16 protein-coding genes are annotated in these 13,072 nt (G+C 37.2%); 4 read left to right on the top strand and 12 right to left on the bottom strand.

Going from position 1 to position 13,072, the window contains the following annotated elements:
* Positions 1-11: 11 nt before the first annotated feature.
* Positions 12-1,349, bottom strand: coding sequence for an acetyl-CoA carboxylase biotin carboxylase subunit (locus tag AC3A54_RS08535; RefSeq protein ID WP_487654137.1), 1,338 nt, complete (start codon positions 1,347-1,349; stop codon positions 12-14).
* Positions 1,350-1,586: 237 nt separating this feature from the next.
* Between AC3A54_RS08535 and AC3A54_RS08530 the strand changes: the two genes are divergently transcribed.
* Entirely contained in the window at positions 1,587-2,057 is a 471-nt protein-coding gene (locus AC3A54_RS08530) for an N-acetyltransferase (protein ID WP_335544783.1), read from the top strand.
* Between the two features lie 48 nt (positions 2,058-2,105).
* Here the strand turns inward: AC3A54_RS08530 and AC3A54_RS08525 are convergent, their stop codons facing one another.
* From AC3A54_RS08525 to AC3A54_RS08510, 4 genes are all read right to left on the bottom strand, one after another.
* Positions 2,106-2,735 carry an RsfA family transcriptional regulator gene (locus AC3A54_RS08525; protein WP_487654136.1) on the bottom strand — a complete coding sequence of 210 codons (630 nt, stop codon included), beginning with the start codon at positions 2,733-2,735 and terminating at the stop codon, positions 2,106-2,108.
* 75 nt (positions 2,736-2,810) lie between these two features.
* Positions 2,811-3,581 carry an enoyl-CoA hydratase/isomerase family protein gene (locus AC3A54_RS08520; RefSeq protein WP_487654135.1) on the bottom strand — a complete coding sequence of 257 codons (771 nt, stop codon included), beginning with the start codon at positions 3,579-3,581 and terminating at the stop codon, positions 2,811-2,813.
* Positions 3,582-3,721: 140 nt separating this feature from the next.
* Entirely contained in the window at positions 3,722-3,895 is a 174-nt protein-coding gene (rpmF, locus tag AC3A54_RS08515; RefSeq protein WP_026566356.1) for a 50S ribosomal protein L32, read from the bottom strand.
* An 84-nt stretch (positions 3,896-3,979) separates the two neighbouring features.
* A complete protein-coding gene (locus AC3A54_RS08510; protein WP_487654134.1) occupies positions 3,980-4,507 on the bottom strand; it encodes a YceD family protein in 528 nt (175 codons plus the stop codon).
* A gap of 297 nt (positions 4,508-4,804) precedes the next feature.
* On the opposite strand from AC3A54_RS08510, the gene AC3A54_RS08505 reads away from it, so the two are divergent.
* Positions 4,805-6,019: a nucleotidyltransferase gene (locus tag AC3A54_RS08505; RefSeq protein WP_487654133.1), complete on the top strand. Its 1,215-nt coding sequence runs from the start codon at positions 4,805-4,807 to the stop codon at positions 6,017-6,019.
* Between the two features lie 699 nt (positions 6,020-6,718).
* Here the strand turns inward: AC3A54_RS08505 and AC3A54_RS08500 are convergent.
* A complete protein-coding gene (locus AC3A54_RS08500) occupies positions 6,719-7,738 on the bottom strand; it encodes a SepM family pheromone-processing serine protease (protein ID WP_335548719.1) in 1,020 nt (339 codons plus the stop codon).
* A gap of 9 nt (positions 7,739-7,747) precedes the next feature.
* Positions 7,748-8,527, bottom strand: coding sequence for a patatin-like phospholipase family protein (locus AC3A54_RS08495; protein ID WP_308080279.1), 780 nt, complete (start codon positions 8,525-8,527; stop codon positions 7,748-7,750).
* Between the two features lie 211 nt (positions 8,528-8,738).
* Here AC3A54_RS08495 and ylbJ point away from each other — a divergent pair, with 211 nt between their 5' ends.
* The gene (gene ylbJ, locus AC3A54_RS08490; RefSeq protein ID WP_487654132.1) at positions 8,739-9,959 is read left to right on the top strand and encodes a sporulation integral membrane protein YlbJ; all 1,221 of its coding nucleotides are present in this window, start codon (positions 8,739-8,741) and stop codon (positions 9,957-9,959) included.
* A gap of 8 nt (positions 9,960-9,967) precedes the next feature.
* Here ylbJ and coaD read toward each other — a convergent pair whose 3' ends face one another.
* Both coaD and rsmD read right to left on the bottom strand, forming a co-directional pair.
* Positions 9,968-10,465 (bottom strand): pantetheine-phosphate adenylyltransferase, encoded by a 498-nt coding sequence (gene coaD, locus AC3A54_RS08485; RefSeq protein WP_308080281.1) that lies wholly within the window; start codon positions 10,463-10,465, stop codon positions 9,968-9,970.
* A 12-nt stretch (positions 10,466-10,477) separates the two neighbouring features.
* Entirely contained in the window at positions 10,478-11,038 is a 561-nt protein-coding gene (gene rsmD / locus AC3A54_RS08480) for a 16S rRNA (guanine(966)-N(2))-methyltransferase RsmD (protein ID WP_487654131.1), read from the bottom strand.
* A gap of 388 nt (positions 11,039-11,426) precedes the next feature.
* Between rsmD and AC3A54_RS08475 the strand changes: the two genes are divergently transcribed.
* Positions 11,427-11,816 carry a DUF7147 family protein gene (locus tag AC3A54_RS08475; RefSeq protein WP_308080283.1) on the top strand — a complete coding sequence of 130 codons (390 nt, stop codon included), beginning with the start codon at positions 11,427-11,429 and terminating at the stop codon, positions 11,814-11,816.
* A 32-nt stretch (positions 11,817-11,848) separates the two neighbouring features.
* Here the strand turns inward: AC3A54_RS08475 and AC3A54_RS08470 are convergent, their stop codons facing one another.
* The 3 genes from AC3A54_RS08470 to AC3A54_RS08460 all read right to left on the bottom strand — a co-directional run bounded on the left by AC3A54_RS08470 (position 11,849) and on the right by AC3A54_RS08460 (position 13,070).
* On the bottom strand, positions 11,849-12,124 hold the full coding sequence (locus AC3A54_RS08470) for a YlbG family protein (protein ID WP_308080284.1): 276 nt from the start codon (positions 12,122-12,124) through the stop codon (positions 11,849-11,851).
* Positions 12,125-12,215: 91 nt separating this feature from the next.
* Positions 12,216-12,653, bottom strand: coding sequence for a YlbF/YmcA family competence regulator (locus AC3A54_RS08465; RefSeq protein WP_487654130.1), 438 nt, complete (start codon positions 12,651-12,653; stop codon positions 12,216-12,218).
* A 57-nt stretch (positions 12,654-12,710) separates the two neighbouring features.
* Positions 12,711-13,070: a hypothetical protein gene (locus tag AC3A54_RS08460; protein ID WP_487654129.1), complete on the bottom strand. Its 360-nt coding sequence runs from the start codon at positions 13,068-13,070 to the stop codon at positions 12,711-12,713.
* Positions 13,071-13,072 lie beyond the last annotated feature (2 nt).

Genomic DNA, 13,072 nt, shown 5'->3' with positions numbered 1-13,072 from the left:
TTTCTCTCTCCTTATTTCACTAAATTTTTTGTAAGAAAACTCGTAGTATACAACCCTTTTTGGAAATCAGTATCAGCTAGAATGGATAAAAACAGGGGCACATTTGTTTTAATCCCTTCAATCACCACATCCTTAAAGAATCCTTCCGCAGTCGATAATACCTCTTCTCTTGTCTGTCCATAAACAATACATTTTGCAATCATTGGATCATAGAACGGTGTTACCGTTCCCCCCTCCTCATAGCCAGAATCAATTCTGACTCCTTTTGTCGCATTCATTTTAAGAGAAGTAATTTTTCCTGGTGACGGCAAAAATCGAACAGGATCCTCTGCGTATAAGCGGAATTCAATAGCACTTCCATTTGAGTTAATTTCAGATTGCAGCAAAGGTAATTTTCCACCTCGTGCTACAAGTATTTGCCATTTTACTAAATCAAGTCCTGTAATCATCTCTGTTACTGGATGTTCGACCTGAAGACGAGTATTCATTTCTAAAAAGTAAAAGTTCCCCGCTTCATCAACGATAAATTCGATGGTTCCCGCGTTAATATAATCAACCGCATGAGCCGCTTTCACCGCAGTCTCATACATCTTTTTCCTAACTGTTTCAGTTAGAAAAGGAGATGGTGATTCTTCCACAACCTTTTGATGCCTTCTTTGAATGGAGCAATCCCTTTCAAACAAATGCACGATGTTTCCTGCAGAATCCCCAAACACTTGAATTTCCACATGTCTAGCATCAGCAATATATTTTTCAATAAAAACCTCGTCTGAACCAAAGTAAGCCATGGCTCGGGTTTTAGTCGAATCATAGGACTTAACGAGCGCTTGCTCATTTTCACAAAGCACCATTCCAATTCCACCGCCACCGCCGCTCGCCTTAAGCATAATAGGATATCCAATCTCCATTGCTAAACTACAGGCTTCTTCAATAGTTTTTAAACCATTACCACTTCCAGGTACTACTGGTACTCCAGCCTTTTCCATCGTTTGTCGCGAAACTATTTTATCCCCCATTAATTCGATTGTTTCCGGTTTTGGTCCAATAAAAATAATTCCTTCTTTAATAGCTTTTTTGGCAAACGCTGCATTTTCAGATAAAAAGCCGTAACCGGGATGAATGGCATCCACTTTTTCACTTTTTGCTATTTCCAAGATTTTATCAGCTTGTAAATAGGATTTGTTTACTGGCGGCTCACCTACATATACAGCCTTAGTTGCGGCTTTTACAAAAGGCATATCCTTGTCAGCATCTGAATAAATAGCAATCGTTTCAATCCCCATCTCCTGACAGGTCCTTATGATACGAAGTGCAATTTCTCCTCTATTGGCAATTAATATTTTTTGCACATTTTTTCCCCTTTCATGCCCCTTTTGTTCCTCCATTAAAATTTCTACATCATTCTCGGAATTTCCTGCAAATTTTGAAAACGCTTCCTGAACTTATTTGAAGAATTTTTTGTGCTTTTGTTATATAATAATATTAATTCATTTCGAATAATGCAAAAATTAATACATCTTCATGTTATTCATGAACAAATGAATATATACAATATTATGAGGTTATGATTTCTTAGGAGGTTTACTATGAGAGCAAAAGTGGAGAAACTAAAAGTTAACTTTAAAACATTAGAAGAATTTAAAAAGTTTAAAGAATATGGAATTCAGGAGTTATCCATGCTTGAAGACCTTGAAGCCAATATGGTTGAAGATGATAGTGAATCACCATTTTACGGTATTTATTTCGGGGACAAACTAGTAGCACGAATGAGTTTATATCAAATTGATGCGAAATTCGATCGTTATTTTTATCCAGCACAAAATTATTTAGAATTATGGAAGCTGGAAGTACTAGCGGATTATCAAGGGAAGGGCTTTGGTAAAGCTCTTGTCGAATTCGCGAAGAACTTTGGTCTACCTATTAAGACAAATCCAAGAGTACAATCAAGTGGTTTTTGGGAAAAGATGGGCTTTTCTAAAGTTGATTATGATATGGAACGGGATCGCGGGGAAAATCCACTAGTTTGGTATCCAGAAGGCGTAGAACCGCAAAATTAATATATATCATTCCATCAAAAAAGCGGACAAAACATTGTCCGCTTTTTGCTATTTTTCTACCCTTTCCAGATTACCATTTTTGTCCATTTGGAATTTCACCTTTTGTTGTCTGTCTTCATCTTGAAGCACAACCATTTTCCGCGCTCTTTCCATAATCTCAATTAATGAGCGGTAATCCTCTTCAATAGCCTTTAAATTCTTAGACAATCTTTCATTTTCTGCAGCTAGATAAAAAGTCTTCTTTTCTAACTCTTTAATTTTATCAAGAGAGTTCTTCCTGTCCACTTCATAACTTGCCCAATCTTCCGCCTTTTGATGGATTCCTTCTAAGAAATGAATGACAGCAGGAAAAGTAATGGTAGGTCCCTGTTCACAACCTACAGGTGATGAGACTGTCTCAACCTTAACTGAATCTTGAATGACCTCACCTTCTGTGGTGACTACTTGCTTTTTTAGTTCTTTTCTTTGTCTTTTAGCAAGCTCAATACCTGATTTATATTGTTTACGTACATATGAGTTCCAACGGAAACCACAAGCAGCCGAAGTACGCGAAAGCTTTTTGCCTACTTCTTCAAACGCCTGCAATTGTGTCCCACCTTCACGGATATGCCGTAACACAACTTCAGCGAGTAATAAGTCTTCGTCTTGGGACCACGCATCTTGTCGAGTAGGTGACATAAGAACATCCCTCCTAGTGTTTTTATAATACATATGCATCTACTAGAAAAGATAGACTTAATCAGAAGTTGTCTTTTAATCTTTATTCATGGTTTTTTTATTAATAAAATTATTTACATAGTTATGGTGGGCATCGCTTTCCCATAATAAGGCACAAGTCCTTACCTCTTCTTCTATCCGTTCTCGCAGCTTCGCTTCCTCCCACTTCCTAATCCACATCTTCTTATAGGATTGCAGCACACTTAACTCTTTCTTTAGTATGTTTTCTAGGAACGCCTCACAAGCTTCCAATGCGTCATTTTCAAAGAGAGCATCAATAAACCCAGCCTCTTTTAACTCTTCTGCTGTTTTCATCTCCGCTTCCATTAGAAGCTTCATTGCATTTGACAGAGTGAGCTTTTCTCCTAAAATCGAACCGCCTCCCCAGCCAGTGGTTATTGCTTGTTTCCCTTGAACAAATCCTGCTTTTATTCCTTTTCTAGCCAAACGGAAATCGCAGGCTGTTGCAAGCTCACAGCCTCCCCCAATAGCCGTCCCATTTATAAGTGATATAGTGGGAATAGGCAAGGTCAATAAGGAGTAGAGAATGTTTGACATTTTAGAAAGCATAGGATAAGCCTCTTCTTTTGAATGAAGAAGGTGAAAAACCGACAAATCTCCACCTGAACAAAAAGCACGATCTCCTATACCAGTAATGATTAATGCCAAAACATCCGGTTCTGCTGCTCTTTTCATTACCTCCATTAATCCTTGCATTACTTCGTAATTGATTGCGTTTCTCTTTTCAGCTCTTGTAATGGTAAATAATAAATAACCTTTCTCTTTTTTTTCAATTAAATATGACAAACCTACCACTTCCCTTCTGCCAGTCAAAAGTCTCTATCAACATTCTAGTACAAACAATTTCAATTAATTATGTAGAAATCTTCTTAAACGACAAAAGCACAAGGGATTTATCACCCTTGTGCTTTCTATCCAAATGGAAATTAGTCGTTGACAACGTCTTTTCCTTTGTATGTTCCGCAAGCTTTACATACGCGGTGTGAAAGTTTCATTTCACCACAGTTTGGGCAGCTTACCATACCAGGTACGTTTAATTTAAAATGAGTACGACGTTTTCTTTTTGCAGTTTTAGAAGTCCTTCTAAAAGGTACAGCCATTCTTCCCACCTCCTTAAAGAGTATTAAGAAAGTAATGAAGGCCAGGAATGCTGGTTCTTCACTTTGCTTCTTAGTTTTTGCCGATTATGATTCGGAAGAAGAATTGTTTTCGTTAAAAAACTTTGCAAGTCCTGCCAATCTAGGGTCAATCTTCTTAGATTGCTCCTCTTCATGAACAACCTCCCAATCCTTACCAGACTGTGGAGCTGCTCCTTCACTATTGACATCTTCACAAAAGACTTGCATTGGAACCTCAAGTAATAGTATTTCGCGAATGATTGGCATTACATCAATCACGTCACCTTTTACTTGATTTACATCCTCTTCAGTTTCATAAACTGAACCTTGTAAGAGGAAAGTTTCAGTTGTTTCGACATTAATTGGAAGTTTTACATCCACTAAAGTACGAGAACAAGGAAGTATTAAATGACCTTCTATTTTTATATGAAAAGTCACTTTCGTTGAATCTATATCCCCACGACCTGTTATATGCATAGGAGATACCTCTCGGATAGAAGGATCAGTTTCTTTAATCTCATCAACCCGAATAGTTTCATCAATCGGAAAATCCTTGTTTCGATATTTTTGTAATTGACTTAATGTCCATTTCAATTGAATCACCCCAAGGCAACAAAAGTAATTATAGCCTTCATAAATTTTTTTGTCAATGTTTTTTCTTTACACCCCGTCAGGCGATTGTTAAAGAATACAAATCATCTAAATAAGCTCTCAGTCCTAGTTTATCCAGTTGTCCATTTTGCAAACATCTTTATCATCTTATCATATATTCTGATTGGTTTCCTTACAATTTTGCTATAATGATAATAATTAATATAATCGGTTAACTGTCTGTTTTACAACGGATTCTCATACCTTTTTCATTTTTAGTTTTAAGGAAGGAGATAAAAAATGAAAGCTGTTGGTTTAATTGTTGAATACAATCCATTTCATAATGGACATGCTTTTCATTTAAATGCTTCAAAGGAAGCCGCTAAGGCAGATGTTGTCATTGCGGTTATGAGTGGGAATTTTTTGCAGCGAGGGGAACCTGCACTGGTATCCAAATGGTATCGGACGAAAATGGCCTTGCTAAATGGTGTTGACATCGTTTTTGAGCTGCCCTACCATTTTGCCACACAGAAGGCTGAAACATTCGCTAACGGTGCGGTATCTATTTTAGATGCATCTGGTTGTGAGACCTTATGCTTTGGAAGTGAGAGTGGGGACATCAATTCCTTTCTTCAAACGCTTGATTACATTAAAGAAGAAGAAAAAAAACTAGATGTGGGCATAAAATACTTTATGGATACAGGTGTAAGTTATCCTAAAGCATCAGCATTAGCTTTTAACCAGTTACAAGCTTCAAAAAACTACTTGGACCTAGGTAAACCCAACAACATTTTAGGTCTGGAATACATAAAGGCAATAAAACGACAAAAGAGTTCTATTAGGCCAATGACTGTGACACGGAAAAATGCCAATTATCATGATGAACATTTCACATCAGAAACTATTGCTAGTGCAACTAGTATTAGAAAAGCTATTTTTTCTCCAAAGGACGATAACCATGGTATTGACCAATATGTACCTATGGCAACAAAGCAGTTATTAGAGGAATATTTCCATCATTTCCAACTGTTTCATCAATGGGAAAATTATTGGAGTTATTTACAATACCGACTAATTCATAGCAATAGTGAAGAGCTTAGGGAAATATATGAAATGGAAGAAGGCCTTGAAAATAGGTTACAGGCTGCAGCTATCGAATCAGAGAGCTTTCAGCATTTTATGCAGAAGATAAAAACAAAGAGATATACTTGGACAAGGCTTCAAAGGCTTTGCATTCATATTTTAACTAATGCAAAAAAAATAGAAATGAACAGAAACCTAGAGAAGGCTTCCTATTTAAGACTTTTAGGGATGACTACTAACGGAAGAGAATACTTAAATAAAAAGAAAAAGGATTTGAGCCTGCCTCTTGTATCAAAGCTTTCTAGCTTTAAGGAGAGCGAGATCAATCTTGATGTGAAAGCCGCTCGTGTTTATGCTCTAGGAGTCCCAAATCATTTAAAGAATGAAATGTTCAGACAAGAATTTAATCAACCACCTATTTATATAAGATAGCTCTTTTCGTAAACTTTGGTGCAACTGTCCAAACCTAGGGCAACTTCTGACAGGGTTGATAAATTTTACGTCAACTCTGTCCAAACATGGGCTAACTTCTGACAGGGTTGATGAATTTTTGGTCCACTCTGTCAGAACATGAGGCAACTTCTGACAGGGTTGATGAATTTTTGGTCCACTCTGTCAGAACATGAGCTAACTTCTGACAGGGTTGATGAATTTTACGTCAACTCTGTCCAAACATGGGCTAACTTCTGACAGGGTTGATGAATTTTACGTCAACTCTGTCCAAACCTAGGGCAACTTCTGACAGGGTTGATAAATTTTACGTCAACTCTGTCCAAACATGGGCTAACTTCTGACAGGGTTGATGAATTTTTGGTCCACTCTGTCAGAACATGAGGCAACTTCTGACAAGGTTAATGAATTGTAGGTCCACTCTGTCCAAACATGGGCTAACTTCTGACAGGGTTGATGAATTTTTGGTCCACTCTGTCCAAACATGAGCTAACTTCTGACAAGGTTAATGAATTGTAGGTCCACTCTGTCAGAACATGAGGTAACTTCTGACAAGGTTGAAGAATTCAAGAGAAACATGTCCGCCGATGTGAGACTTCAATAGAAAAATATAATATGAATAAGAACAAATTTTGCGAAAACAGTATATAAAATAAAAGATGATGCAGCTGCACCATCTTTTTATTTTTGCTTTAATTTTTCTAAGTAACTAACTGCATCGTCGAAGGTATCGATAGGAATAATTTTCATTTTTGTCTTGATATCTCGTGCAGTTTTTACAGCTGCTCGATAGTTAGAATTTTTTGCTCCGTTTTCATTAGGTGCTAAGAAAATTTCTGCACCCGCTTTATCCGCAGCTACAATTTTTTGTTCAATTCCTCCAATTGGCCCTACGACTCCATCTTCACTGATTGTACCTGTACCTGCTATTTGGTAGCCTCTTGTTAGATCTTCTTTAGTCAGTTGATTATAGATTTCTAATGTAAACATAAGCCCTGCCGAAGGTCCGCCAATTTCATCTGTTCTCACCTTTACCTTTGGATCAACAAGAATTTCCTTATCGTCTACTAAAGATATTCCAATACCAACCTTATTAGGATCCTCCTTGAAACGCTCAACGTTTAATGTTTCTGTCTTCGTTATTTTATTTCTAGAAAAAGTTAAAGTGACCTTGTCTCCTGCTTTTTTAGTACCTACATACTCAATAAATTTTTCCGAGGAAGAAAATTGATGTCCATCTACTTTAAATATTCGATCCCCTGCATTGATCTTTCCTGCAGCCGGCATTCCAGGAATCACTTGAACAACATAGATCCCTTTATATTTATAATGAACAGGTAAATCAGCTTTCCGATAGGCAACCTCTATTGCATTAAGTTTTGAACCTGCCATTAAGTGAAGCTGTCTAGCATTATATTCTTCTTCTGTCTCTTTTTTATATAAAATCATTTCTAGTGGATATAGCTCTTCATATTTTAGAAGTTTTGCTTCTAAGTAAGAATAGATATTTGCTCTACCCATTCTGACGGTTGTTAGCATAAAATTCCCTTCATCCTTATACCCACCGTCTACCGTTATGATCGGTCCCAGTTCTTTCGCCATTCCCGGTTTTGATACATAATAGGGTAAGGAAAAATACATCCCCCCAATTAAAAGCAGTGTAATGAAAAGTACAGAACTTATATATATTTTTTTACGCATTGCTCATTGTTACCCCTTCCACTGTTCAATGACAGTTTCGATTTGCTTGATATACTTCTTTGCTTCTTCTTCACCAATATTGATAATCTCCTCAATATTGGTAAATGCCCGGGAGCTATAGTTTTCTACAGGAGGGCGAATCATGACATCGGCAGTAATCTCCCTGTTTTTGACTATTTCTGATTGCATGATATCAATACTCTGCATAATAACGTCATAAATAGAGGAAATTTCCGCATTACGTTTTACTCTTGATACATCTACAGCAATGACGATATCCGCTCCCATTTCCCTAGCGACAGATACAGGAACGCGATCACTGACACCTCCGTCTACAAGGATTCTTCCATTATTTTTTTCCGGCACAAAAATACCGGGAATAGAAATACTAGCTCTCACCGCATCAGCAACAGGCCCCTTCTGAAAAACGATTTTCTCTCCTGTTAATAAGTCAGTTGCTACAATCCCGATTGGGAGGTTTAAATCTTCTATGTTTTTTCCATGGGTAAAAACCTTTATAAATTCCTTCACCTTTTTCCCGGAGATAAAGCCCATCTTTGGTACCGTAAAATCCAAGAAATATTTTCTCTTAAAGGCAGTGGATAGTTTATATAGCCGTTCCATGTCAATACCTGCCCCATAAAAACTACCAACAAGGGCCCCCATGCTGCTCCCAGCGATTAAATGAATGGGAATTCCAGCATCCTTAAATGCCTTTATGACACCTAAATGAGCAAACCCACGTGCACCACCAGAACCAAGTGCCAACCCTATTTTAGGGTGCTCCATCTTTAGCTACCTCCCATATATAGATGAACATTTCCTTCCATTGTAAAAGATAAATCTCGTTCAATCTTATGGTCTAAATTGACGTTCTATGAGTATATTTGTGTTATATGAGGACAAGTGTTCATATGATTATTAGGAATAATCTCTATTTTAGCATTGATAACATAAATTTGCACAATGTTACCAATCCCCTTGGAAGGAGGTCCCTCCATTGTTTCGGTCAAAGATAAAAACACTTTTTCTTTCTTTATCTGTCACCATTTTAGCAGTATCTCTGATTTCTTATCCACAGGAGTCATTTGATGCTTCGATTCGAGGCCTGAATATGTGGTGGGAAATTGTTTTTCCTTCCCTGCTGCCTTTTTTTATTGTTTCTGAAATGTTAATAGGCTTTGGAGTAGTAAAATTTATTGGGGTGCTATTAGAGCCACTTATGAGGCCGCTTTTTAAGGTTCCAGGAGTCGGAGGATTTGTTTGGGCCATGGGAATGGCTTCTGGATTCCCAGCGGGTGCAAAATTCACCGCAAGACTACGCCAAGAAGGACACTTAACTCAGATTGAAGCAGAAAGGCTTGTTTCCTTTACCAATTCCTCAAATCCACTATTTATCTTTGGAGCGGTCTCGGTTGGATTTTTCTATAATCCTCACTTAGGTGTCATCCTTGCTCTTTCACACTATTTAGGCAATATTTGTGTTGGGCTCCTTATGCGCTTTTATGGAAAGGAATCACCAGAGGTCGCTAGTGAGAAAAGAAAAAAGTTCAAGGTCAGGTCTGCCTTATCTGCACTGCATCAGACTAGATTGAAGGATAATCGCCCAATTGGAAAACTTTTAGGTGATGCTGTTAACTCCTCCATCCAAACCTTATTAATGGTTGGCGGTTTTATCATCTTGTTTTCCGTTATTAATAAACTGCTCTATCATTTACATATTACAGCAACACTGGCGAAAGCTGTTGAGGTAATACTGTCTTCCATCTCCTTTCCAGAAATGCTAAGTATCCCTTTTATTTCTGGTTTATTTGAAATTACTTTAGGAAGTCAATTAACTAGTCAGGTACAGGATGCCACCCTTCTCCAAAAAGCTATGATGACCAGTTTCATCTTAGGTTTTAGCGGATTTAGTGTTCAAGCTCAAGTAGCTAGTATTTTAGCTCAGACAGATATTAGGTTTCAGCCATTTTTTATTGCGAGAATCCTTCAAGGAATATTTGCCAGCTTGTTTGCACTTATATTATGGAAACCCATATATATGCGCTTTAATAGTAATGAACAGCCTTCTAATGCATTACCTGTTAGTTTTTTCGGGCAAGGATCGTGGGCTGATCACTTTTACCATAAATTGATTGAGATTGGCCCCCTCATAACGATTCTTTCACTTATGGTTTATGTCTTACTATTGTTTGCCAGATTAAAAAATCAAAAAAGCTAGGCCATTGCCTAGCTTTCCATTTGTTTGTCAATAAACTTTTTTTGTAATTCTTTTTCAACAATAGGAGGGACAAGTTCTGTAATTTTCCCATTGTACTTAGCAACCTCTTTCACAATACTGGAACTTAAAAAAGAGTATTGGTTGTTGGTCATTATGAAAAAGGTTTCAATATCTTCATCTAACACCCTATTCATTGAGGTTATCTGCATCTCATACTCGAAGTCAGAGACTGCCCGTAATCCCCTAAGAATCGCATTAGCCTTCACACTCTTTGCATAGTCCACAAGTAAACCAGCAAATTCATCGACCATTACGTTAGGCATATCCTTAGTTACCTCTTTGATTAAACTCATTCGCTCTTCAACAGTAAAAAGTGGATTTTTTGCTGAATTGTTTAAAACTACCACATATACCTTATCAAAGACCTTGGCTCCTCTACGGATAATGTCTAAATGACCGTATGTAATCGGATCAAAACTCCCTGGACAAACGGCTATACTAGCCAATATGACTCCCCCTTATTCCTCGCTGGTCCGAGAATAAATCGTCACAGCAATCATCCCATATTTTTCATGTTTAATTTGCGTAAGCTGTCTCACTGACTGTGGTAAATCTACGTCAAAGCTGTGTTCACAAACTATAATTCCATTTGTCTTTACAACATTCTGCTGATCCATTTTTTCCATTAAACTTACGAGTTGCTGCTTTTTATAGGGAGGATCTAAAAATATGTAATCAAAGGTAATCTCCCTTTTGATTAGGGCTTTTAACGCTCTCTCTGCATCATTACGGTAAACCTCTGTCTGCTCTTCAAACTTACAGGCCCTAATATTTTCATTTATGACTTGGATTGCTTTCGACTCTCGATCAATGAAAATAACCCTCTCCAAGCCTCTACTAAGTGCTTCCAAGCCTAGTCCACCACTTCCAGCAAATAAATCCAAACCTATTCCACCGTCAAAATAAGGGCCAATCATATTAAATAACGCTTCTTTTACTTTATCGGTTGTAGGCCTTGTTGTATTTCCTGGAACAGCTTTTAAAGGTCTACCTTTACATGTGCCCGAAACGACTCTCACTACCATATCACCACATTTTTCGGAAATAATTTTTCTTTATCCATCCTATCATAATTCACAAAAAGTAGACAATCTGTTGTCACATATCTTTAGATTGTAACAGGTTCACTAGCTAATTTTTGTTTCATATGGAAATTTTTTAAAATAGACGTATAAGCTTAAAGGTTGTGGAAATAATGTTATTAACAACATCAATTCGAGGATGTTGTTGCCAACCGCGGAGAAGACTTACGTTTCCCCATAAGTTCTTCCTCCGGTTTCTCCTCTCCCTTTGCCTTCTATCCTTTAGAGGATGTGGAAGGACCCCGCAGATTATTCTGCGGGGTTTTTTTTGTTTATAGAAAATGGTAAAGTATTAATGAATTTAGCGATTAAAGGAGAGTTTTCATTGATACAACGTTTTATTGAACTCGGAGAAGGATATTCAGATATTTATGAACTAATTGAGCTTGCTAAAGCCAATCAACATCGGCTTCACCATATGATGGCTCTTCATACTACGATAGATAACAAGGAGTTGACATCCTTAGTTGTTGTGTTAAAACCAACTGATCCAGGCAAGTTTCAACCTTTATACATTTGCCGTGAAGGAATACCAAACCCAAATATTTCACCTAATAAGAGATACTCACTTTTTTCTGAAACTGCTGAGGAACTTGGTAAACAAGTTATCCAACTATCTGTTAAACCATCTACCATCTTTAATGAAAAGGAATTATTCTATCAACACCTAATCGGAATTCTTAGATTGAATCACTACTTAGCTCCTTTACAGTAAGAAAAGAGGTTGACACTTGAGTCAACCTCTTTTTATATTCCCATTTTATAATCATATTCCTTTGCTTTGTCCGGTGCAGAATTCTCATACTCCATTCTTAGGAATGGTTTATAAGATGGCTCTACTTTTTTTACGAATGAAAAAGAATTTAACTTTTCCATGATGCCTTCCATGTCTTCTTGATTACAATACAAGACAACATATTTTAGTTTTTTTGAGACATAATGAACATTTCCAAAGCGACGTAGCATCTTAGCTTGTTTTAAAGAGTATAGCCAAACTACTAATCCTTGTCTTTGAACAAACATACTTTTTTCCCCTTCAGCAAAACCATCATTTTAGATAAGTCTAGCATATAGAAAAACAAAAAACCAGCTGAAATATGCTGGTTTACACTCATTAACTACACCCACAGCTTCCTCCGCCGCCACAGCCGGCGCCGTGATTAGATTCAAAAAATGGATTCCCTGAAGGAACTTTTATATGTTTAGAAACCGAGCCACCTACTAACAAGCTGATTTCATCCAATAGACTTTGCAAATCGTTTTCTGCTAATTTAAACTCAGCTACTAACGGGTCCAAATCCATTTCCCTCTTTACTTCTCGGATTTGAGTCATAACCCGTTTATAATCAGGGTGATACTTCCCAAAACGTTGGACTTCTTCGTATAACTCCTTCAGGCTTACAAAACGGTTAATTTTCCGTTGTGTCTCCTTATTACTTCTCAATTTATATAAACAAATCTGATATTGTTCCACTACCTCGGAATCAAGTACCATCCTAGCTAACGCTTCCGCATTTTCTAATAATTCCATTCTTTCTAACGTAGCAAGCATGCGCCCACCTCCAAGGACATTTTACCATGAAAAATGAGAGAATGCGAAAACTTCATTTTATTTATGGACATTTACCATAAATTCTTTTACCAATCCATAAGGCTCATTATTTAACTTAACAACCTCAAGCCTTACTTTATGCGTCCCTTGAGGTAGTCCTTTAATTATAAATGCAGCAGTCGTTACCTCTCTATTTCGTTTGCCATCAACCCAGATAACCATTTTTCCAATTTTTTGACTTGACTGGTTCGATTCTCTAAAGCTGATCCCAGTGACAATACATTCAACCAATACATCTTTCCCCTTCGTTTCGTGCTGTACCATTAATGTAGGTATTTCTTGTGCACTTGAATGAAAAATTGTTAGCATTCCTTGTAATAGAAGTAGAAGAACAATAGATGGTATAAACCTTTTCAAAC

This window comes from Neobacillus sp. Soil_C_43, from assembly GCF_057656715.1.
Note: the sequence above shows the minus strand (reverse complement) of the source record. Positions and strands in the feature narration are given on the sequence as shown.